General features: G+C 44.1%; 33 protein-coding genes. 8 read left to right on the top strand and 25 right to left on the bottom strand.

Going from position 1 to position 18,856, the window contains the following annotated elements; translation table 11 throughout:
- Positions 1 to 4 precede the first annotated feature (4 nt).
- From JO375_RS10460 to JO375_RS10490, 7 genes are all read right to left on the bottom strand, one after another.
- Positions 5 to 157, bottom strand: coding sequence for a DUF6906 family protein (locus JO375_RS10460; RefSeq protein WP_229524410.1), 153 nt, complete (start codon positions 155 to 157; stop codon positions 5 to 7).
- Positions 154 to 363: a hypothetical protein gene (locus tag JO375_RS10465; protein ID WP_229524411.1), complete on the bottom strand. Its 210-nt coding sequence runs from the start codon at positions 361 to 363 to the stop codon at positions 154 to 156. The genes JO375_RS10460 and JO375_RS10465 overlap by 4 nt, the downstream gene beginning before the upstream one ends.
- The gene (locus tag JO375_RS10470; protein WP_229524412.1) at positions 360 to 1,925 is read right to left on the bottom strand and encodes an AAA family ATPase; all 1,566 of its coding nucleotides are present in this window, start codon (positions 1,923 to 1,925) and stop codon (positions 360 to 362) included. The genes JO375_RS10465 and JO375_RS10470 overlap by 4 nt, the downstream gene beginning before the upstream one ends.
- Positions 1,888 to 2,112 (bottom strand): hypothetical protein, encoded by a 225-nt coding sequence (locus tag JO375_RS10475; RefSeq protein ID WP_229524413.1) that lies wholly within the window; start codon positions 2,110 to 2,112, stop codon positions 1,888 to 1,890. The genes JO375_RS10470 and JO375_RS10475 overlap by 38 nt, the downstream gene beginning before the upstream one ends.
- Before the next feature lie 327 nt (positions 2,113 to 2,439).
- Positions 2,440 to 3,060 carry a BRO-N domain-containing protein gene (locus JO375_RS10480; protein ID WP_229524414.1) on the bottom strand — a complete coding sequence of 207 codons (621 nt, stop codon included), beginning with the start codon at positions 3,058 to 3,060 and terminating at the stop codon, positions 2,440 to 2,442.
- Positions 3,044 to 3,421, bottom strand: coding sequence for a hypothetical protein (locus JO375_RS10485; RefSeq protein ID WP_229524415.1), 378 nt, complete (start codon positions 3,419 to 3,421; stop codon positions 3,044 to 3,046). The genes JO375_RS10480 and JO375_RS10485 overlap by 17 nt, the downstream gene beginning before the upstream one ends.
- 36 nt (positions 3,422 to 3,457) lie before the next feature.
- Complete coding sequence (locus tag JO375_RS10490; RefSeq protein ID WP_229524416.1) at positions 3,458 to 3,694, bottom strand: helix-turn-helix domain-containing protein; 237 nt, start codon at positions 3,692 to 3,694, stop codon at positions 3,458 to 3,460.
- A gap of 215 nt (positions 3,695 to 3,909) precedes the next feature.
- Between JO375_RS10490 and JO375_RS10495 the strand changes: the two genes are divergently transcribed.
- Both JO375_RS10495 and JO375_RS10500 read left to right on the top strand, forming a co-directional pair.
- Positions 3,910 to 4,299 carry a helix-turn-helix domain-containing protein gene (locus JO375_RS10495; protein WP_229524417.1) on the top strand — a complete coding sequence of 130 codons (390 nt, stop codon included), beginning with the start codon at positions 3,910 to 3,912 and terminating at the stop codon, positions 4,297 to 4,299.
- 254 nt (positions 4,300 to 4,553) lie between these two features.
- Entirely contained in the window at positions 4,554 to 4,754 is a 201-nt protein-coding gene (locus tag JO375_RS10500) for a helix-turn-helix transcriptional regulator (RefSeq protein ID WP_229524418.1), read from the top strand.
- A 215-nt stretch (positions 4,755 to 4,969) separates the two neighbouring features.
- On the opposite strand, the gene JO375_RS10505 is transcribed toward JO375_RS10500, so the two are convergent.
- From JO375_RS10505 to JO375_RS10520, 4 genes are read right to left on the bottom strand one after another with little or no spacing between them, the layout of a single operon-like run.
- The gene (locus tag JO375_RS10505) at positions 4,970 to 5,299 is read right to left on the bottom strand and encodes a LytTR family transcriptional regulator DNA-binding domain-containing protein (RefSeq protein ID WP_229524419.1); all 330 of its coding nucleotides are present in this window, start codon (positions 5,297 to 5,299) and stop codon (positions 4,970 to 4,972) included.
- A gap of 58 nt (positions 5,300 to 5,357) precedes the next feature.
- On the bottom strand, positions 5,358 to 5,480 hold the full coding sequence (locus JO375_RS10510; RefSeq protein WP_229524420.1) for a cyclic lactone autoinducer peptide: 123 nt from the start codon (positions 5,478 to 5,480) through the stop codon (positions 5,358 to 5,360).
- A complete protein-coding gene (locus JO375_RS10515; RefSeq protein ID WP_229524421.1) occupies positions 5,477 to 6,004 on the bottom strand; it encodes an accessory gene regulator ArgB-like protein in 528 nt (175 codons plus the stop codon). Before JO375_RS10515 ends, JO375_RS10510 begins: the two co-directional genes overlap by 4 nt.
- Positions 5,997 to 6,458 carry a hypothetical protein gene (locus JO375_RS10520; RefSeq protein ID WP_229524422.1) on the bottom strand — a complete coding sequence of 154 codons (462 nt, stop codon included), beginning with the start codon at positions 6,456 to 6,458 and terminating at the stop codon, positions 5,997 to 5,999. Before JO375_RS10520 ends, JO375_RS10515 begins: the two co-directional genes overlap by 8 nt.
- A gap of 333 nt (positions 6,459 to 6,791) precedes the next feature.
- Between JO375_RS10520 and JO375_RS10525 the strand changes: the two genes are divergently transcribed.
- The gene (locus tag JO375_RS10525; RefSeq protein WP_229524423.1) at positions 6,792 to 7,400 is read left to right on the top strand and encodes a DUF4352 domain-containing protein; all 609 of its coding nucleotides are present in this window, start codon (positions 6,792 to 6,794) and stop codon (positions 7,398 to 7,400) included.
- A 26-nt stretch (positions 7,401 to 7,426) separates the two neighbouring features.
- Here JO375_RS10525 and JO375_RS10530 read toward each other — a convergent pair whose 3' ends face one another.
- The 3 genes from JO375_RS10530 to JO375_RS10535 all read right to left on the bottom strand — a co-directional run bounded on the left by JO375_RS10530 (position 7,427) and on the right by JO375_RS10535 (position 8,353).
- Positions 7,427 to 7,699 carry a hypothetical protein gene (locus tag JO375_RS10530; RefSeq protein WP_229524424.1) on the bottom strand — a complete coding sequence of 91 codons (273 nt, stop codon included), beginning with the start codon at positions 7,697 to 7,699 and terminating at the stop codon, positions 7,427 to 7,429.
- Positions 7,700 to 7,927: 228 nt separating this feature from the next.
- Complete coding sequence (locus tag JO375_RS25000) at positions 7,928 to 8,011, bottom strand: putative holin-like toxin (protein WP_277813538.1); 84 nt, start codon at positions 8,009 to 8,011, stop codon at positions 7,928 to 7,930.
- 129 nt (positions 8,012 to 8,140) lie between these two features.
- On the bottom strand, positions 8,141 to 8,353 hold the full coding sequence (locus JO375_RS10535; protein WP_229524425.1) for a helix-turn-helix domain-containing protein: 213 nt from the start codon (positions 8,351 to 8,353) through the stop codon (positions 8,141 to 8,143).
- A 147-nt stretch (positions 8,354 to 8,500) separates the two neighbouring features.
- On the opposite strand from JO375_RS10535, the gene JO375_RS10540 reads away from it, so the two are divergent.
- The 4 genes from JO375_RS10540 to JO375_RS10555 all read left to right on the top strand — a co-directional run bounded on the left by JO375_RS10540 (position 8,501) and on the right by JO375_RS10555 (position 10,388).
- Positions 8,501 to 8,638, top strand: coding sequence for a hypothetical protein (locus JO375_RS10540; RefSeq protein WP_229524426.1), 138 nt, complete (start codon positions 8,501 to 8,503; stop codon positions 8,636 to 8,638).
- Between the two features lie 108 nt (positions 8,639 to 8,746).
- Positions 8,747 to 9,547 (top strand): hypothetical protein, encoded by an 801-nt coding sequence (locus JO375_RS10545; RefSeq protein WP_229524427.1) that lies wholly within the window; start codon positions 8,747 to 8,749, stop codon positions 9,545 to 9,547.
- 122 nt (positions 9,548 to 9,669) lie between these two features.
- Positions 9,670 to 9,867 (top strand): hypothetical protein, encoded by a 198-nt coding sequence (locus JO375_RS10550; protein ID WP_229524428.1) that lies wholly within the window; start codon positions 9,670 to 9,672, stop codon positions 9,865 to 9,867.
- Positions 9,868 to 10,067: 200 nt separating this feature from the next.
- Positions 10,068 to 10,388 carry a hypothetical protein gene (locus JO375_RS10555; RefSeq protein WP_229524429.1) on the top strand — a complete coding sequence of 107 codons (321 nt, stop codon included), beginning with the start codon at positions 10,068 to 10,070 and terminating at the stop codon, positions 10,386 to 10,388.
- A gap of 62 nt (positions 10,389 to 10,450) precedes the next feature.
- On the opposite strand, the gene JO375_RS10560 is transcribed toward JO375_RS10555, so the two are convergent.
- Positions 10,451 to 10,684: a hypothetical protein gene (locus JO375_RS10560; protein ID WP_229524430.1), complete on the bottom strand. Its 234-nt coding sequence runs from the start codon at positions 10,682 to 10,684 to the stop codon at positions 10,451 to 10,453.
- Between the two features lie 134 nt (positions 10,685 to 10,818).
- Here JO375_RS10560 and JO375_RS10565 point away from each other — a divergent pair, with 134 nt between their 5' ends.
- A complete protein-coding gene (locus tag JO375_RS10565) occupies positions 10,819 to 11,385 on the top strand; it encodes a hypothetical protein (protein ID WP_229524431.1) in 567 nt (188 codons plus the stop codon).
- Between the two features lie 532 nt (positions 11,386 to 11,917).
- Here JO375_RS10565 and JO375_RS10570 read toward each other — a convergent pair.
- The 10 genes from JO375_RS10570 to JO375_RS10615 form a co-directional block, all read right to left on the bottom strand.
- The gene (locus JO375_RS10570) at positions 11,918 to 12,535 is read right to left on the bottom strand and encodes a glycoside hydrolase family protein (protein ID WP_229524432.1); all 618 of its coding nucleotides are present in this window, start codon (positions 12,533 to 12,535) and stop codon (positions 11,918 to 11,920) included.
- Positions 12,535 to 12,801: a phage holin family protein gene (locus JO375_RS10575; RefSeq protein WP_229524433.1), complete on the bottom strand. Its 267-nt coding sequence runs from the start codon at positions 12,799 to 12,801 to the stop codon at positions 12,535 to 12,537. The genes JO375_RS10570 and JO375_RS10575 overlap by 1 nt, the downstream gene beginning before the upstream one ends.
- Positions 12,802 to 12,804: 3 nt before the next feature.
- Positions 12,805 to 13,062 carry a hemolysin XhlA family protein gene (locus tag JO375_RS10580; RefSeq protein ID WP_229524434.1) on the bottom strand — a complete coding sequence of 86 codons (258 nt, stop codon included), beginning with the start codon at positions 13,060 to 13,062 and terminating at the stop codon, positions 12,805 to 12,807.
- Between the two features lie 85 nt (positions 13,063 to 13,147).
- Positions 13,148 to 14,680 (bottom strand): tail fiber protein, encoded by a 1,533-nt coding sequence (locus tag JO375_RS10585; RefSeq protein WP_229524435.1) that lies wholly within the window; start codon positions 14,678 to 14,680, stop codon positions 13,148 to 13,150.
- 1 nt (position 14,681) lies between these two features.
- Complete coding sequence (locus JO375_RS10590) at positions 14,682 to 15,242, bottom strand: phage tail protein I (RefSeq protein ID WP_229524436.1); 561 nt, start codon at positions 15,240 to 15,242, stop codon at positions 14,682 to 14,684.
- A complete protein-coding gene (locus JO375_RS10595; protein ID WP_229524437.1) occupies positions 15,235 to 16,365 on the bottom strand; it encodes a baseplate assembly protein in 1,131 nt (376 codons plus the stop codon). Before JO375_RS10595 ends, JO375_RS10590 begins: the two co-directional genes overlap by 8 nt.
- Entirely contained in the window at positions 16,362 to 16,700 is a 339-nt protein-coding gene (locus JO375_RS10600; protein ID WP_229524438.1) for a GPW/gp25 family protein, read from the bottom strand. Before JO375_RS10600 ends, JO375_RS10595 begins: the two co-directional genes overlap by 4 nt.
- Positions 16,697 to 17,098 (bottom strand): phage tail protein, encoded by a 402-nt coding sequence (locus JO375_RS10605; protein WP_229524439.1) that lies wholly within the window; start codon positions 17,096 to 17,098, stop codon positions 16,697 to 16,699. Before JO375_RS10605 ends, JO375_RS10600 begins: the two co-directional genes overlap by 4 nt.
- Positions 17,099 to 17,100: 2 nt before the next feature.
- Entirely contained in the window at positions 17,101 to 17,670 is a 570-nt protein-coding gene (locus JO375_RS10610) for a phage baseplate assembly protein V (RefSeq protein WP_229524440.1), read from the bottom strand.
- 1 nt (position 17,671) lies between these two features.
- A complete protein-coding gene (locus tag JO375_RS10615; RefSeq protein WP_229524441.1) occupies positions 17,672 to 18,856 on the bottom strand; it encodes a phage late control D family protein in 1,185 nt (394 codons plus the stop codon).

Raw genomic sequence — 18,856 nt, forward strand, 5'->3', positions numbered from 1 at the left:
CCTCCTATGATTTAATGATTTGAGTCTTACCAGTAGTGCGGTGTACGATATGCATTGCAGCCGGTTCAACCTTGAATACGAGCCAGTTGTCAGGATTTAAATTCGCTTCTGTGATTGCGTCCTGCTGGCGGCGGGTAGGCTTCTTTCCGTTTTTCAAGACTGACCGCCTCCTAAGCGCGCTGTAATGCCCTGCGCAGAAACGATATGAATTGCCTGAGCTTCGCTAAATCCAGCGGCGACCAGTTCGTCAAAATATGCTTTTGAAGCCTTGGCTACTGCCCCATACATCCCCAACATGGCAGGAAGGACCTTGAGCATGTTTTCCATTGCCATTTCAAATTCCAATTGTTCATGTGGCTTCATTCTGCATCGCCCCCGATCTGTTTTATTTCTAAAGGCGCATCTTCGACGGCCTTGACCAGAATGAGCTGACTGGATGATTTTTTAATCTTGAAGGTACTTTCGGTGTTGTCCACCGCGCTCGGGGAAATAACGCCGCTTTGTTCGGACAGGACTTCCCGCAGTTCTAAACCAGCACGGACAGATTCAGAAAGCGATAAGATCGGATACGGCTTATTGTCCTTTTCAATCACAAAGTCAGGCTTTCGTTCCCCATTCTTCTGTTCTTTAAATAAAGAGATTGATAGAGTCGAGAACAGGCCTTGCACCTTGGCTGCCTGCAATTCGGCTTCCTTGGCTTCAAACGCCTTGATTGCGTCCAGAACAAAGATAGAGTCATTCCGGCTGGCAAGTGTATCAGCCTCGTCAGCGCGGGCTTTGTCGATGTCGGCCTGCATGCCCCGACGTGAATTATGAGCTGCGATTATGTCCGCTGTTTGATCCCGATGCCGCTCCAGTTCTCGAATTCGTGCAATCTGTTCTGAAATATCAACAGGCTCAATTTCAGCACGCTTGGTTTCGAGTTCTTTGCGCTCGTTGATAAGCTTTTGGTGCGCTGCCCGGAGTTCTTCCTTCCGGCGCTCCTTATCCTTTGTAACTGCCTCTACAGACTCTGTATCAAGCAGACGTTTACAGGCTGGGCAGGTATCTTCAATAGGCTCGTTATACACCTTCATATAATTGTCCTTGGCCTGGGCAATCTGCCGCTGTAGGGACTGTATGGTGCTTTCCAATACGGTACGCTTGCGGTTCGTTTCCCCGGCAAGATCGGTCTGTACCTCCAATACCTGTATTTGCTCAAGCAGCGCAGCATCCTCGGCTTTAACCGCCTCGATATCCTCCAGTGTTGCAGGAAGCTTCTGGAGCTGATCGACAAGCGCCTCTGTCCGGCCTTGAGCCCGCTTATAGGCCGTGTCCTTGTCGTTCTTGTTCTTCTTATGGAATCTTTCTAACTCCGGTAGCGTGTGCTTCTTAACCAACTCCGACAGCTTGGCAGCCTGCGGATTTAAGGCAATGTCCTTGATCTTCTGTTCCGGGCTTGCCCGGCTCATTTCCGAAAATACTTCCTTATTAGAAACCGGAGTCACATACCGCAGCAGTAGATCCCTTTGATTATCCTTATGAAGAGTGAAGAAATAGGACGGGTTATAAAGAGACAAGAACAAATCTTTATCAAAAAGAGATTTAACGATTTCGTCGAAGTCGCCGTATTTACTGGGAACCTCATTGACGTAATAGGTAGCCTTGCCCTTCTCAATTCCACGACCTAGAAGCACCTGTTTTCCGTCAATGTCTAGCAGAGTTTCGGCATTAACATGATCAAAAGAATAATTCGTGGGTGTAGGATCAAGCTTGCCACCCATGGTATCTGTGCCGTACAATGTCCACGAAGGTATTTCCAAAATAGTGGACTTGCCTTGTGCGTTGTCGCCCGTGATCTGTGTTACCTCGCCAAAGTTAACTGACAGGTCACGGTGCGCCTTAAAGTTATGCGCCCGCAGGCTGATTATTTTTATTACCGCCATGTGTTACCTCCAAATTGTATTTGCGCTCCAGCATGTTCATTTCTATCTGCAACGTTCCCCGAGCTTTCGGGTCCTTCTCGTCCAGGTACCAATCGTACAAGAATAGATAATGCTTAATGTCCCGCTGCACTTCCGGGGCAAGAGAGTTGTAGAATTGAAGGAATAACTGCTGTTCGTGATTCTGCAATGTGTTCACCTCCCTCCGGGTAATCCTGAGTCATTTCAGATATACACGGCCTACATACGTCCTGGTCGTTCCAGCGGCGTAGAAACTGCTTATGCATTACGTTTCCGCATATAGCACAGCAAGCGTCTTTACCTGACACCAAAACCTTCATGCTGTCCACCGCCCTACCAACTGCCGATGATACTTGCGGTACTGGCCCCGAGCGTGTAGAGCTATCAGAACACGACCATTCTCTAACATCCGGCGTTCCATTTTGCCGAAGAATTCGCAAAGCTCACGTAACCTTTCATCATTAGGCTTGTGCATGTGTGTGCATGCTCCTTTCGGTTAATGTATGTGCTTATCGTAAATCGTCTGGCTCACCGCAATGTCCAATCCAAACCGCTCTTTGGTGCCCATCAAGTCAACCGTATCTTCCAAAATCTCTTGGCGGGTAACCAGCATGTCCGGTGTCATTTGATCCTTTTTGAGCAATTTCGGGTGACCGTACTTAGAAGAGACAGCTTTGTTCGCTATCGTGTTGGCTTTAATGAAGTCAACGCGCACAGGCTGTTTTAAGCTGGAACGCAGTTTCTGCATGGCCTCCTTTTGGTGGTCCTTGTCCAACATGCGGAAGATTTGAAAGCCTTCGAGTCCGGTGGATTGGCGAAGCTGCTTGAGCAAACCCTTAACCCATTTCTTAAATTCCTTTGCTTCCTGGCGACTGCTGTTGAATATAGCCTCATATATTCCGGTTTCAGATATAACGCTGTACTTTTGTTTACGACCGATGGTGTCCGCCAAACGGACAGCATCCTTTTCTTCGTCGTCAATCATACGGACCATATGAGGCGTGTGCTTGTATGCCAGCGCCTTCGCCACATCAGATGCAACTGCCCACCACTCACCAGGCACCTTCTCGACAAAGCGGATGCTGTGACCGAGCCATGTTTCAGTTCGTATATTCACCTTGTTCACCAGCCTTTGGTTTGCTGTACTTTAGCATTGTAGAGACAACAGCATCGACAATTTCTTTGGCTGCCTGTGCCTGGTCTGTCGTCAGTCCTTGCACATTACTGACACCCAATGAGTTACGGACGATTGTTGATAGAGCATTGACGACTTGATACCGGTTGTATGTTACCAAGTGTCCGAGACGGTGCAATGCTTCGTCTCTTATAGGGGGCCATACATTGAGACTTCCCGAAGCTGAATGTTTTCGGCGTTCTTCCTCTACTTGAGATTTGATTTTTGGCTCAAGTTCGCGAATAAGGCTTTCCTTCAAATCAGCGAACTGTTCAGGAGTCATCACAATTGCATTAGGATTCATGGGCAACCTCCCTTTGTATAATTTCATTACCAATAGTTAAGGCTGGTGATGGGCAGCTTCCTGTTTTTCCTGTCCAACGTTTGTGTCGTAGTTGAACTCGACATGAATACCAAGAGCAGCGCAAACTTCATTGATGATGCCCTCATGCCACCTCCGCTCACCTTTTAATAGATCGCTAATATATTGGTAACTGCGTTGTGTGGATCGGGCTAAGTCCGCTTTGCTCACACCCTTTGCTTCCATTGCAGCCTCAACCGCTTCTGTGAAATTCATTGTTGTTCACCTCCATGACTAAACAATAAGCATTATGCTTACATATGTAAAAGAGCAAAATTAAGCATTTTGCTTAAATAACGAGCATTTATCTGATATTATCAGCATAATGCTTTAAAATACTTATTTTTTCAGCATTTTGCTTATTGTTTAAAACTATCGGTAATGTTATTATCATTACAGCAAAATGCTTAAATCGAAGGAGCGGTAACCTAATGTCTGGTACGGATAACAGATTGAAAGAAATAAGAAAAGAAAAGAAAATGAGCGGTATAGCAGTTGCGAAGGCTTTGGGCATTACGCCACAATACTATTACGATATCGAGAAAGGGGAACGACGCTTAACAACTGAAATAGCGGGGAAATTGGCTAATCTATACCAAACAACAGTTGATTATCTAATTGGAGTAACCGATGTTAATCAGTACGAATTGGGAAAAAACACAAAAAACCCTGACCTTCACGAAAAGTCAGAGCTTTCAGAAATACCTATAGAGAGACTTAACCAGTACAAATTGAGCTATAAAGGCCATGACTTAAGTAAGGAAGAAGCTGACGACATTATCGAACTTTTGGAGGCCGCGTTGAAACGTTGGAAGAAATGATCTCTTCTAAGCGCTTTTCGACTTCCGTCGTGTCAACTCCTTTGTTATGTAACAGTTCTAAGTAACACTTTAAATCGATTGAATCCATAAACAACACTCCTAGATTAAATGACATCCGGTTTTGAGAGGTTGGAATCAGTATACCACAGCTCACTAAAAATGCGAACAAAAATGCGAACACAGGATAAAAAATACAACTGAATACATAGAGAGGAGACCCGTATGAGGCAATCCCCCAGCTGGGGGATTGCCTCTTGCTGGAGCGACTTGAAGAAAACAATATGAACCAATCTGAATTTGCAAGGCACATGGGAGTTTCCAGGCAATTTGTGGGTAAGCTGATATCTGGTGAACGCAATATGTCACTAGAATTCGCTCTTAATGCAGCCCATATACTTAAATGCCGTGTTACTGATCTTTATGTGCTCAAAGTCGTTCGCAAGGGAAAAGAGTAGATTTTCTACTCCCCCACTGCCGCATTGTCACCCATACGGGTAACAAGTGAATCACTGTTTATGTTTTTATTAAATACCAGATACTTTCATTTGTAAAAACAAATTCACATATGAATTTTGCAGATTCGACAACAAGTTTCGACAACATACTACTTACAATATATGTTATAGTTACTTGTTCATAAAAAAAGAGCCGCTAATTATGCGGCTCTTTACTAATTTGAGAACAGAATATCCGGTTTTAATTTCACCAAAGCTGCAGCAACCTTTTTGTACCTAAATCCTGCCATAGTACAAGTTATCTTCTTGTAGCTGTTGCTGCTCTGAAATTCCGCGAGTCTAAGCGTCTCGTTTATCCCCGTCAATTCATCTACGTTTATGGTGTAGGAACGATCCACGTTGTAAAATCTGTACCCTTCGCTATTAAATAGCATTTCCCAATATCCCAATGGTCCAACTGTGTAAAAAACGCCATCCAACGTATGCATTGCGATACGTTGGATGCTGCTCTGGCTCTCAATAAAGAGGATTGTACCTACATCCAATAGTTTTGGGCCCCTGTCGGGCTCCGTGGTGACTGAAATTATCATGTTACCTCCGTACTTACTTCATTAATTCTTCCGGTGGTTCTGGGCTATAAACGTAAAACAGGCTCGCGACACTTACAGACATTACTGCAACCGCAGCAAGGGCCGTTGCAATTGAGCTATAGATGCTTTTAATCATGATGTTTTCCACCTCCTTATGTTAATTAAAGATAAAGACTGCGCGAAAAAACTAATAGCTATAAATGGATCAGCGATCCATAGATTAAGGCTTACTGCAATAAAAGCGCCGGACCGCAGCAATGGAAAATAGCGTGGTGGTATACGCGTCTGTTTTTCTATCCCTGCAGGTGCAAAAATCAGAATTAACAGCATGCTAACCAGTGTTGCACCTGTTGTCCAATTATAATCCAGTTCGATGAATGATAACCCGGTAAACAGTAGCGTAGAGACAGCAACACACCACATGCCGCTTTTAAGGTGTATCCCTCCTGTCATTTGTCGCAGGAAGGCGAATGCTACCATAATCGTCACTACCTCCCTCGTGCGGCCTATGAAAACCGATATAGCGATGGTCAGGCCCGTTATAAATACCAGATTTAATATCGCAGACAAGGCGTGCTTTAAAACTGGCACAGAGGACGGATGGTCCGGCACAACCCTCTTTATATGCTGCGCCATCCGCAAGGCAAGCGGCTCAATCATACTCCCTCTCCTTTCGTAGCGCGTAATACAAGAACATTCCTGCAGCCAGTGCGAAATATACTATGTTAAGCCACACATCGTTTACATACGCTACTACTGCCAGGGTTGCTAGGGCGCCTATAATTACAATAATGACAATGTTCTGTTCCCACTTGAATCGAAGTCTATCGAATGGAGCAATAAAGCCTATTCCAAATTTATAAAGAAGACCAGACGCGATAAGCACAACTGCACTGGTAACTGCTTGTAACAAAGACCCCTTTGCCGATCCTCCTTGTAACTCGCTCATAGGTACATCAGAGTACATAAGCAACAAAATGATGGTCTGGAACAGTGTATAAACAAAGAATCCAGTCACTGACAGTATACTCGACCATATCAATGGCACTTTAACCACCGTTGTTATTAGTAGCACCATTAACAAAATATTTATCACTGGAGCCAAAAAAGCCAACTCCAATTCCTCCCGAAAAACAAAGCTTTGACACGACATAAGAAATGATATAACCAAGGTTTGCCATTGGTAATCAAGTGCCTTGATCCTAAACATCGTTAGAGTTAGTACAAAAGCCGCAAAGCTCTCAACAACCGAAAAAGTTATAAACATAGACGTCTCCCACATCTATTCAATCATCCTCTGCATATTTGTTGTCCTTGTAAATATACGATTTTCGACAACATTACTCAAGATGGAATCGGGAAGTATTTCATATTCCTGTAGAAATATTTTCCTAGGTCTGGTAGACTAATTTTGACAAAATTATTGATTAAATAGGGGGATATTATTTTGAAGAAGCCGTTTTATAAGAAGTGGTGGTTTTGGGTTATTATCGTTGTATTAGTAATAGGTGCTCTTGGCTCAAAGAACAATGACCCAACGAAGACAGCTAAAACTGATTCTAAAACAACAGAATCTAAAGCAGTGTCAACTACAGCAAGCGTGGATAAGAAAGAAGAACCTAAAAAAGAAGAAGCGCCGAAAATGGCTAAAATAGGCGAAGCTGTACAAGTAGGAAATCTTGCTGTTCAGGCTAACAAAGCCAGCTCTAAAACTACTATTGGACAGAATGAATTTATGCAAAAGAAAACTGCTGATAAATACCTTGTGATTAACCTCTCTATTAAAAACTTGGATAAAGAGGCACGCACACTTGATGCAAGCATGTTTAAACTTATCGACGCTGCTGGATTAGAATATGAACCTATGGCAGATGCAGACCTTTACGTGAATGACTCTGGAAATATGCTGTTCCTGGCTAAAATCAACCCAGGATTGACCAAGACAGCTAATGTAGTGTTTGAGGTTCCGAAGGACGGGAAAGGCTTTAAATTGCAAGCTGACAGCGGCATCGGCTGGGAGGCAGGCAAAAGAGAACTAATTGATATCGGTAAATAAGAAAAACCCCGGAGCAATCCGGGGTTTTAATATTCTGTGAAGTATCTATTCGCGTCACCCATGGGCATGATGACCTTCTGATCTCTGTCCCAGCCCTCTATAATGATGATATCCCTTAGCGTAGACTTATCCGCCCATGCAATATAGTTGTCTTGCTCCAACGCCAGCAGACCCGCCTTTATGTCCGTTACACTCCTGCCTGTTTTTATCTCCAGTTCCTTAATAGTTGGCATCCGTCGCTTCTGAGCAGAAAAATTATAAAGTATCCGTAACAACTTTCGTTCGATGTCTGATAACATGTTGATCACTCCTCTGTGACTATTATATGCAAACACTCGTTCGCTATTCAAGTTCAAAAAAAGGAGTAGCAAGGGTAGGCAAACCAATTGCCTGAATAAAATTGATATGATAACATAAAAATAGAAAAAGGGAACGGCTGCAACCGTTCCCTGCACGACTTACCGCTATAAGAGCGGTCGACAATTGAGGTTTGATCCAGAAATAGACCGGTTCCTCACCAGGGCGGTCTATTTCCTTTTATGGAAAGAAAGTATCAGGATCACCAACGTTGCGAATTGAATCATCAACATTAGCGCGTCTTTAACTTCCATGGCATCACCTCCCTTCCGGGAGATTAGCCGACCGCCCTATATAGCCGTTTTGTCGCACAATCCAGATTATACCACAAGTCCTCATGTCGAGGGCTTTTTCTTTTGTTCATTAAAAGGAGCAGTAAGGTGTTATTCCTCCTGCTCTTTTACGTACTCAATAATATCGTTTGGCTGCACATCGAAAAAAGCACACAACTTTTCAACGACCTCCAACGATACGTACTCCCCTTTATCAAATTTCGCAATTGTAGATGGTCCTAAGCTCAACTCTGTCCGCAAATCCATTTTTTTCATCCCTCGCTCGACCAACAACTTCAACAAGGGTTTATATGTAATCGCCATTAAAACACCTCTTATCTGTAATTTATATACACATAATAATATTTAAATTACAGAAAGTCAAATATTTTAGTTGACCACAATTACAGGATATGATATATTATTTACAGGAAGTGAAACACAAACTTCCCGAAAGGGTGAACAAAGCACATGAAAGATTGGGTAAACCTTGTTACGGCAATCATCCAGCTATTCACAGCACTGGCTGTACTCAAAGTACACAACGCCAGCCGTAAAAAGGCAAAGAAAAAAGGAACCAATAAACGACGCGTGCGGCGCAGACGTTAAGGATTCCTTCCGAGGTGGCGGCTAGTATAGCGCCATCTCCACCCAATCTTAACACATCGGATTTATATAAACAATTCTGCTGGCGAGCTTACGCGGGAGGTAGTTAATGTGACTGAGATTATTCAACTGGACAGTGAACTTATTCATCTATCCAATTACAACAGTTTTGGAGGAACCAGAGGTAAAAACAGTGAAGCTTCGTATCTCGCCTATTGCCAAGAGATACTAATGTGGCCGATTGCGGAAAACAAAAAGGAGAACTTACTTAAGGATGCACATAAGCGGTACTCTGAGATCATTAAATATGAGGCACAACATGTCAGCGTTATGGTTGCTGGGCCAGCGAAATATAATTCACGTAGACTTGATAAAAGTGACCAAATATTGCGACTATCCGCTGAATTTTGCGAGTGGTTTGAAGCCATCAAAGAGCAAATAAACAGCGGCATAATGGATGATGTAAAAACCACTGAGAACAGGAAAATTTCTCGTCTGCTTGAAATGATTGCGTTCTGTGATAGCGAGACAGGATTCGACCCAACATCTGACCTAATGAAACTGGCGTTCGCTGATAATGCCAAGTTTATAGAGCTTTTTGAACAACTTCAAAGCAAATATAAATGGAGAAAAAACAGTAACATTTATAAGCTGTATCTTCGTTCTAAATCCGGTGAAGTTCAGGAAGTCAAAAAGGAAATTGTTTTCCAAGACGACAACTTTTCCGCCTATAAAGAGGGGGAACGTTACTATATAAAATTTGTGCTAAAGCCAAAGCGTCAACTTATTGTGGCGCTAAAAAGCCGAGGCTGGTGGTGGAACGCAAGAGAAAGTGCATGGAGCACATACTTAGTTAGATTCAACCATGAATGGGTGAGCGGAATTAGCCAACAGTACGAAAAATACATTTAACACAGGGGGGCCTACGGCCCCTCTATAGGAGGTAATCGTATGGCAACGTTGAGTATGGTGGTTAGTGTAGCTGCGCTCCTCGTATCGGTATACGTGGCTGTAAAGGTCTGGAGGGACAAGCGATGAGTAATAACGCCTTCGATGCCCTGCTGAAGTCCATATTGGATCAGCATAGAGAGTGTGGGGTAATGACCATAGACCTGTCCAACGATAGCGGAGTAAGCTTGCTTAGAGGATACTTAGCAAGCGCGCATAGTTTAGGGATGCATGTAGGTGTTCGCATTGCTAAGGATGCGCGTCCCAAAAATATTGATCAGTAATAGTTCATTAAAAAGCTCTGCCGACCAATTAAGGTTAGCAGAGCCTTTTCAATTTATTTAGAGTATTCACTTACTTCAAACATTAATGTAATCAACTAGAAGTTACTTCAATTCAAAAGTGATTTATGTCACATTAAAAATAACAAAATATACTTTATATTGAATAAGTAATCAAATACTATTCGAGAGGATGTTTTCAAATGAGGTTGAATAAGATCGTCGCCACTTCCCTTTTGTCATTTGCTTTGCTAGGAAGTTCGTCTGCCGCTTTTGCTTCAACACCTGTTGATAGTCAAATATCCACGAATAATCAAACATCATCTATAGTTACACCACAAGGTCTTCCCCAGAAAACTGTAACCATTTCAGTTCAATATGCGAAAGGAGATGACATCCCTACTAGCATTGCTTATACAGAACCCGGAACTGATTGGGGTGGATCTTTAAAATTGCAAGAAGTTAAATTTGTAAATAATGTATACGTAGCGTACTATAAAGGTACTATTTACAAACCTGATTAATTCGAAAAGTATAAAAATACTAACCATAATGACTGTATAACTACAATAAGGACTCTATCCGGCTATATGCCAGATGAGTCCTTTTTCACATCTACTCTAAATTCAAATTGATTCCGAAAGAAATAAGATCCATTAATCTTAATCGACTCTGGCGAAAACTTTTCTATAGTGCCCCCATAATCTACAACCGATACTATATCCTCATTCAACGGCTGTATCACATATACTCTTACCTGGCTTAATGCAGCTGCAAATAGTTCTACATCAGACTTTAACACTTTATATGTATGGTTCATGCTGATCACCTCGTAGATGCGTGTCATTTCAACATTTTATTTGCCATTCATAATTATTGTAAATGGAAATAATCGATAATGTATATATTCTAAAAATTATGTGTACAACTCTAATAAAAAGGAGATGACGTTATATGGATTTAGAGAGTGCGATTAAAGTAAGTGCCCAAACCAGTTTTAGTAAAAAAAGTAGCGAAGAAATTATTTACTTCGATGGGTGTATACTCGATGATGATTCTGAATATTTTCGCTTATTTCTCAATCCGAAAGACTATACTCGTTATTTCAGGGTTAAAAAAACTGACGTTGCTGGAGACCTTTATGAATACGATGAGGAAAATATGAGAAAATTAGGGGTTATTCCTCTATTGGGCTTTACACCAAATAATTCTTTTAAAATGTACCAAGTGCCTATCAAAGTAGGAACCGATATTGATTTCATTCATGTACAAAAAGCTACAGTTGGTGTGAAATACCCGAAAGATTCTGTTAGAAACATCCCACCTTATCCCCCCAAAAAAAGCTGTGGTTGTAAAACTTCTCCTGATAAAAACCATGCCTCTTCTGAACTTTATGAAGTAGGATACTGCGATTTTAGTGGAGTTTGTTCATCTGGATGTATATGGAGATCACCTTATGGGAGCGAATATGACAGTTGCAATTGTCTTCCAAGTTGTAATGGTTATGCGCCAATCAACTAACACATTAATATACAAACAATAAAAGTGGTTGGACAAAACAATCTCCTAGTATTTCAGTTTAATATTTAAATGGATCCTGCTAGATAATATGCTGAGCAGGGTCCATTACCTGTTTCTTCAGAGTTCACAAGAGAGAGCATTGCAATGAGTCTATACATAGGATAGTTCTATGTCGTTTTGAGTTACTTTTAATGCTCTGTGCTGGAATCGTTAAGCCTGTTTCCAACTACTATGAATCCTTTCTTGATGTTTAAAAATCATACAATTGCCCAGCTGACTTTAATATGTAAACCAATCTAACCAGTTGATGCTTCATTTCTATTTTGGCGCTTTTGTTAACAATTTTCTTCTGAGTTAAGATGCTGTAGCTAAATTCAACTATTTGTTTTAGCGGCTCTCTATACAAATCAGCCCCCTTTATTTATGCTCCTTCCGATATTAAAATACCCCACCAGCGTATGCCAGCAGGGTATCACCGATGCTTTCGGATTTTATAAGGTAAGTATAATTGGTTTGGGTGATTCTGTAAATATTATTTTTTTAGCGTAGCTGTATTAGTCTTACCGTCCCAACTCACGGTAGCACCCAATGCCATACCCACATCCCGCAGCGCAACATACGTTGTGCCGTTAATCAGCTTAACATCCGTAATGGGCTTACCGTATAAGATTACATTTGCTTTTTCCATCTTTTCACCTTCTCCCTTTGTCGCATCCGGCTTGTTATACAAGGCCAATTCCGCCGCTCTGCGCCGTGTCAGACCAGCCAGCACCCTACCGCCAGCCTTGTCGTATTTGCCGATACTGGCGGCAATCTGCACTACTGTGCGGCCTTTGCAAAGACTGCGCAAATTCCCAGCGCCGCAGTTATAACAGAAGCTGACCAAGGCATCAAATTGGTTTTGATTAAGTTGTGCTATAACGGGCACATAAGACGGATTATTAACGTATGCCTCGTATTTGGCTAAATCCTCCACCAGCATAGCATCAGCTCGGGCCTGCGTAATGGTCATGCCCGCTTTAACGTCCTGCCCGTAATGCCCCCACCCAATGGTCCAATACGTTTCCGTGGGCACGGGCTTGTACGCTGCGAGACGGCAACCCTCGAAATTCTTAATTAAACTAAGACCCGCTTTTGATATTTTACGCATTACTCGTCCGCCCCCTTCTTGGCCTGCTTCACGATCTGATTACCATAAACAGCAAATGCACCAGCCAACACGCCCTGGATAACTGCCTGTGGTCCCCAACCAATCATCCAGACTGTCAGGAATACAGCTGCAGCGGTGACGATATAAACGATGCTCCAGTCCGGCACGCGCGGAGTTTGTTTTATTCCGATACCGATAACCCAACAAACAGCCACAACGATAATAAGTTTAGGGTCGATAAGCGACCATACAGTATTCCAATCCATTTTTTACATTCCTCCAGTTTTAATAACTGCTACGATGGCACCAATAACCACGGTGATTGCAGAAGCACTTACTGTGCGCCACAACCATTTTTGCCCTTCTTCAATTCGGTCCAGCCTATGGTGTGCTGACTTCGCTGACTGCGCTGCCGATATCGCCATATCTCGGACATCAATTGCTGAATCAAGCTTCTCTTCGATATTGTCGATTTTAGTTTCGACCCTTGTGATACGTTGCAACGTTTCAATTTGTGGATCTTGCATCCTTCTTTCCCCCGCTTCATTTTACTCAATATAAGGCGCAAAGCCATAAAAATAGCGCATCCTATTGGATACGCGGATTAAACATTTATTCGTAGGCCCACCACTCGTACGCCGTTATTCTGGCTATTGGGCTCCCCCCGGCGTAGTCTTGTATCCTACTGCCATACATCGTGACACTGAAACCTCCGGCTTGTTGCGTAAAATTGTAAAACCTTATTTTGTTATCAAACCTGCCTGAAATGGCTGTTTCGGAACCAATAACACAAGTTGCCCAAGCATCTATATACATTGTCCCATTCGTGGCATCCAGTTTCACCTTCACAAAAATTCGCGAAGGTGAGAAGGCCGTCGAATTTACGGATAATTGCATAGAGACATCTTGGTTAATCGAAATTGCAGAGGCCGTCTGCCCATTGAACGTTCCTGTTGCCCACCTCTTGACGGGAAGGTTTGTTATAGCTGCCGCTAACTGATCCCCAGTCATACCAGAGTTGGCACTACCGCCTTTGCCAGTGATAGCGTTAGCGACCTTGGATTTAAGATCACTGGCTTGCGTAAAAGCTTGGTCAGCTCGATCATATGCCGCCTTGACAGCGCTTGGTGTAGCTGCCTGATCGGTAGCAGTGCTGCTAGTAGACGTATTAAGCTGCACAATCCCCTTAGCCTGTGTTGACGCAGACGGTAAATCCGATGCCGTGTGCGTATGATTCTTGTTAGCTAATTCGTTCCAATCCAACCATGCTCCGGCGACGGTTCTCACCCGCTTGAAAATACGACCAGTATCGTCTACATACACTTGTACGACGGTCAAACCATCCGTACCAGTGGAAGATGTTACGAAAAGAACGCCTTTAGAACTAGCTTCCGGTGGACTATTATCCGTTACAGGGTTTAACGAAGTGGAATTCACCCGCCAAACTCCAACGGCTAGCGCAAAGTTAAAATTGCTTTGAAACACGTTTCCTCTATCGACCAACGATATGTTATACATGTCAAAAAGGGCTTTGCTGTTCGGCACGGTCGTAGCAGATTGCGACTTGTAATCTGCACTAAGACGTACTATCCCTTTAACCGTAGTGGTTGCATCCGGCACTTTTACATTATTGATTGCCGTATCCGTGTATCCCTTCGATTCCTTCAAAGCGTTCGCCACATCCTGCGGGGTAGCGTAAATGATCGAATCATCTACAACCACTGTTACCTGAGCTGTGTTGCTTACCGTCAGTTCAAGATTGAACAACTTTTTAAGCACAGCAGATGCATTTTGAGCATCAATATACTCTGCGCCGTCCCCTGAATTCGCGTAAGCGTAAAGAATTTCGCCCAAATCTGGATCTGTCGCCCACATTCCAACCTCTCGGAAGAAGAAGCCCGAGGTAATGCCCTGATTGCTGAACTCGAAACCAGGCACCACAACGTTTTCAGATTGGATCTTCAAGCGACTTACCGGGAAGGAAACTTTTTCATTAATAAGTGCCTTTAGTGCAGTTTGGAGCTGACCGGACAGCTTGCCGTCTCCCACAGAAAATTTTGTGTATGTTATTTTGGTTAGTCCGGCTTCTGCTTTTGCCAGCAGATTCCGACCGCGATTAGTAATTTCGATTCCATCGAATGCCAATTTAATTCACCTGCCTTAAAGTGATTATATCCACTTGTTGAGTACCCACGCCGTAATAGTGAATGCCCTTTGCCGAATCCAAGACGACAACACGGCGGAGGTGGGCGCTTTTCCGTTTTACAGATTCAACAACTTGGATAAACTGCTGCGCCTGTTCTTCGGTAGCTTTTGGATTGGAAACAACTACCTGAAAATACCCAGGATCGTCGCCATACTCCCACCATTCCTCTACTTTTCCGTATCCAAATATGGTCGTTACCAGGTCTTCCACAGCGCTCGGCGTGCCCTTGCGACGGTGCAGGGGTATTGATTGTTGGACAAGCTCCCTACGCTGTTCAAGAGGCAATGTGGGGTCGTAGTAATCTACATGGAACTGCCAAGCCAGTTCGTCGGTTTCTTCATCTGTCCAGTCAGTACGACCGAACAAGTTAACACGCTGTATTTTGGCTGTAAGCTCATCCATTTTTACGTCAAGCGCCATTGCTGCGTCACGCACCTGATTATCAGTCCGCAAGTTATCAGGTAGCAGGTCCAATAAGCTTAATTCGGATAATTCAATCATCGACAAGCCCTCCGAAAGTCATTGTAACCGTGCCTTCCTTGGCAACCTGGTTTGACCCAAGGTCCAGAAATACAGGCGATTTAATATCTACCCGTGAAGCTCCCGCAGCCACGAGCATGTGTGTTAGCTGAGATGGGTTTATGTCTCGGCCTAATCGCGACTTTTGCCATAGCTTGTACTCGGATAAAGCGGCCTCTACTGCCTTTTGAATACTTGCTACGTCTGTTGCCCTTGATTTACGAATATAGTAGGTCAAATCAATATCGTAACTGACTTCTGTAGGAGCTTGAACGGTAACCTTGTCTGTTAGAGGTCGCCGCTTCCTGTCGTCTAGCACTGCGAACACCTCGTCCAGTACGGTTTGTGAAGGAATAACGCCACCAGCAAGCAATACGGTAACCACCACCTGCATAGGACTTGGCGAATCCACATGTACATCTGCTATTGACGCACTAGCAGTTTTAGCCCAATATTCATACGCACCATCTGGACCGGCAACCGAGAACGATTCCGGGGCGATGTGTATACGTTCGCGGTATGGGTCGTTATCCTCTATGGCAGCTCCGCCCGATGTTTCAGTTAAGTTCGTAACGGACGCCACGTAAGGCAGCGGGTCAATTAACGTTGTGAGTTGACCCGCAATATAACCATTCCCTTCCGGACCGGACACATTGCATTCTGCAGTAGCTGTAATTACAACATCACCAATTGGGACCGAAGCAGCCTCTTTCGTTGAAAAATATATGGTGCCGTCACTCTCTGCCGGGCCTATTCGTGTACCCGCAGGGATAATCTGGACATTCGTGAGTGGCGTGGACAACGTGAACTGGATTAGGGTAACAGCATAGTCGGCACGCAAACGGGGCGTTTCGTAAAAAGCTCCCAAATGATCCAGTACAGCATCGCGTGCGTACCGTAGTAGCTGCCCTTTGGCTACCTGATTCAGCTTAACTTCTTGCTGAACCATTTTGTATGCTATTGCATTGATGAAAATACGCAGCGGATCGGCTGGAGCAAGTTGTCTTTTTGAAATTGACTCATACAACTTAACAAGTGAATCCTGCATAGCCTTAACATCCGCTTGAATAAAATCAATATCCGGTAGTTCAGCCAATGCGGTCATTCGTCGCTCACCTCCTGTTCCTCGAAGTAAATGACTGGGATTAGCCGTCCGTTGTCTGGGTCATCCAAAAGGTCAACAAACTGTATTTCCTGAATTAAAATCCTTGGCTCATATTCACCGACCAGCTCATAGATTTGCGAGGTGATAAGTGCCTTGGATACCTCTGTCGGCTCATCCAATGCTCCCGGATCAAACCCAAACCGTCGATTTAAAACAACCGATCCACGCCAGGTCGTTAACAAGGTGAATAGATTCTGCCGCAATTCTGCTTCTGTGGTAGCTGGCGCAAAATCAATTGGTTGGATACCGGATAACGTTAGGTTGTACTGGCTCATTTAACGTACTCCTTTAGCGTTGTGTTGATGGTTCCAGACAATAGATTTCCTCGGTTATCCACGTGCGTCCAAGCCTGCTCAAGCCCTGTTATAACCCAAAGACCCACGCCCAACTTTTTACCGCCAATTGTCAGCGCTCCGGCTTTTCCTTTCCGATCCCAGTCAACTAGCTTGTCCATTTCTTTTCGTGGATTCGTTCCGTGCCATGCCGCGAAGTACATAGTAAATGTAACGGTATCCAGCCCAGGACCAAGAAACTGAGATTTAGGTTTCCTGAGCATAATTTCATGATCCGCCCATCTACTCGCTGAGGAATGGGAAAGCTCACGGAATGTACGTATCACCTTCGGCGTAACAACAAAAGCAATGTTTCCGTAGCTGCCTATTTTAGCTGCCACAATCAGCCCCCTCCAATCTCTTGATTAAGTACATCAAGCTTGCCCACAACCGTGACATTGCTGTTCATACGAACGGAAGGAGCATCAATGCTAAATGATTTACCGTTTATTTGTACGGTTTCAGCGTTAACACTTACCGTCTTGGCCTGCATAGTCACAGATTCCCCATTTATTTGTACAGACTCGGCCTTGATGCTTACATCCTTGGCTTGTACGTTCACACTACCCACTGCATTAATTTCGATAGAGCCGGTAGTCTTATCAAAATACACGTAGCTGCCATCCTCAAAATAGATACCACGCTGGGACTGATCGGCAGGCATATCATAGCTGCCGTCATATAGCGCACCAAGACAAACTCCATCTGGTCGTCCATTCCCGATAAAAATACATGCCACATTGTCACCCGGCTCCGGCATCGCATTGGAAAGACCCCAGCCAGTCCCAGTTGTTAAAAGTGGCAGCTCGGGGGAAACCATGTCGTCCATGTCAGGGAAGACTACCCGAACCTTTCCCGTGTCGGTGTCTACACTGGAGACAACCCCGATTCTATTTAAATTTTCATTCGCCATGTCACCACCCCAATACTTTCCTAATTTCCAAGTTGGTCGTATAGCCTGATCCACCAACTGCATGAGTAGCGGAAACGATAATATACTTACCGTCAAAGCGACCAAATCCTTTGATTGTAATGGTCATCCCGGCTGCAAGGCTCACATTGCCCATAAGAGACAAAGTAGCTTTACCAGCCTCTTTATTTTTTTCGCGCAGACTCTTACGGGCCGCATTAATTGCCTCGGCCTGTGAACCCACGCTTTGAGACACCTTTAAGATTGGGCCATCTTTTGGAGCGCCTGGCGGACGATAAATAACCTTAATCGGCTTCGGCTGTTCCGCTTTATCCTTCTTTTTCTTGCCTGTTTTGCTGTCCTTGTCAGCATCCTTGGAAGTAGATTCAGCTGTGGTCGCAGTAGACTTGGTTTTGCTCGTATCGTCCTTTTTGTCATCCTTCTTCTCGTCTTTCTTCTTGGACGACTTCTTTTTTGCGGCGGGCTGGTAGCTTACCTCGCAGCCTGCATATGCCACGTCCTGAGTAGAAAAGGAGAACCCATAGCTGATAATGTCCGACACGCCGCGTTCAATCGTCAAGGCTGGCGATTTTTGTTCATAAACGTATTCATCGAACAGGACAAGCTTTTTGCCCGTTACCTTTAGCGCTATGCCTTCCTGCTTACACAGGTCATTTAAAAAAGCCAGGTCAGACACATCGGTCTGGTCCTGGCGGTCGTATTTCGGATTGTTATGAGCCTCGTACATCAAGGAGAAGCCCGCACGCTTGGCGATTTCAGCAGCAATAGACTTAAGCGTAACAGACTCCCAAGCCTTCGTTTTCTTTTCCTGCCGTACACTCGTTGTGACAGGAAGCGATACCGCTTTAATACTGACCGTATCAGGCGGCCCGGCAAAGTCAATCGAATCTACCTCGAAGCTTCCGCAATTAAGTCGCTTGATCTCTCCCGGCTTATCCCACCCTATTGTCTTTATATAGGCAACTATCCTGTCTCCAGCACTTGGCGACCAAGGGCCAGACCATTTACGCGCCTTATCCTCAAGGTTAATTTGTAGATCGTCCAGCGTCCCCGGTTCCGCATCGGTATAAGTTAAATCCAATGAATAGTCGGACAACTCCTTGGTGATGTCCTTGCCGTTGTAATTTATGACGACCTGGGCACGTCTTGCATCAATAGTTTCGTCCAT

Source organism: Paenibacillus farraposensis (assembly GCF_020736845.1).
Taxonomy (GTDB): domain Bacteria; phylum Bacillota; class Bacilli; order Paenibacillales; family Paenibacillaceae; genus Paenibacillus; species Paenibacillus farraposensis.

Bases quoted from the DNA above. Each gene is read 5' to 3' on its own strand.
- JO375_RS10595 (WP_229524437.1), bottom strand. From the start codon at position 16,365: ATGACCGCATTGGCTGAACTACCGGATATTGATTTTATTCAAGCGGAT.
- JO375_RS10575 (WP_229524433.1), bottom strand. From the start codon at position 12,801: ATGGATTGGAATACTGTATGGTCGCTTATCGACCCTAAACTTATTATC.
- JO375_RS10465 (WP_229524411.1), bottom strand. From the start codon at position 363: ATGAAGCCACATGAACAATTGGAATTTGAAATGGCAATGGAAAACATG.
- JO375_RS10515 (WP_229524421.1), bottom strand. From the start codon at position 6,004: ATGATTGAGCCGCTTGCCTTGCGGATGGCGCAGCATATAAAGAGGGTT.
- JO375_RS25000 (WP_277813538.1), bottom strand. From the start codon at position 8,011: ATGGAAGTTAAAGACGCGCTAATGTTGATGATTCAATTCGCAACGTTG.
- JO375_RS10550 (WP_229524428.1), top strand. From the start codon at position 9,670: ATGAGTAATAACGCCTTCGATGCCCTGCTGAAGTCCATATTGGATCAG.
- JO375_RS10530 (WP_229524424.1), bottom strand. From the start codon at position 7,699: ATGTTATCAGACATCGAACGAAAGTTGTTACGGATACTTTATAATTTT.
- JO375_RS10590 (WP_229524436.1), bottom strand. From the start codon at position 15,242: ATGATTGAATTATCCGAATTAAGCTTATTGGACCTGCTACCTGATAAC.
- JO375_RS10610 (WP_229524440.1), bottom strand. From the start codon at position 17,670: ATGGCGAATGAAAATTTAAATAGAATCGGGGTTGTCTCCAGTGTAGAC.
- JO375_RS10490 (WP_229524416.1), bottom strand. From the start codon at position 3,694: ATGAATTTCACAGAAGCGGTTGAGGCTGCAATGGAAGCAAAGGGTGTG.
- JO375_RS10555 (WP_229524429.1), top strand. From the start codon at position 10,068: ATGAGGTTGAATAAGATCGTCGCCACTTCCCTTTTGTCATTTGCTTTG.
- JO375_RS10565 (WP_229524431.1), top strand. From the start codon at position 10,819: ATGGATTTAGAGAGTGCGATTAAAGTAAGTGCCCAAACCAGTTTTAGT.
- JO375_RS10485 (WP_229524415.1), bottom strand. From the start codon at position 3,421: ATGAATCCTAATGCAATTGTGATGACTCCTGAACAGTTCGCTGATTTG.
- JO375_RS10580 (WP_229524434.1), bottom strand. From the start codon at position 13,062: ATGCAAGATCCACAAATTGAAACGTTGCAACGTATCACAAGGGTCGAA.
- JO375_RS10570 (WP_229524432.1), bottom strand. From the start codon at position 12,535: ATGCGTAAAATATCAAAAGCGGGTCTTAGTTTAATTAAGAATTTCGAG.
- JO375_RS10600 (WP_229524438.1), bottom strand. From the start codon at position 16,700: ATGAGCCAGTACAACCTAACGTTATCCGGTATCCAACCAATTGATTTT.
- JO375_RS10615 (WP_229524441.1), bottom strand. From the start codon at position 18,856: ATGGACGAAACTATTGATGCAAGACGTGCCCAGGTCGTCATAAATTAC.
- JO375_RS10495 (WP_229524417.1), top strand. From the start codon at position 3,910: ATGTCTGGTACGGATAACAGATTGAAAGAAATAAGAAAAGAAAAGAAA.
- JO375_RS10510 (WP_229524420.1), bottom strand. From the start codon at position 5,480: ATGATTAAAAGCATCTATAGCTCAATTGCAACGGCCCTTGCTGCGGTT.
- JO375_RS10470 (WP_229524412.1), bottom strand. From the start codon at position 1,925: ATGGCGGTAATAAAAATAATCAGCCTGCGGGCGCATAACTTTAAGGCG.
- JO375_RS10535 (WP_229524425.1), bottom strand. From the start codon at position 8,353: ATGGCGATTACATATAAACCCTTGTTGAAGTTGTTGGTCGAGCGAGGG.
- JO375_RS10540 (WP_229524426.1), top strand. From the start codon at position 8,501: ATGAAAGATTGGGTAAACCTTGTTACGGCAATCATCCAGCTATTCACA.
- JO375_RS10560 (WP_229524430.1), bottom strand. From the start codon at position 10,684: ATGAACCATACATATAAAGTGTTAAAGTCTGATGTAGAACTATTTGCA.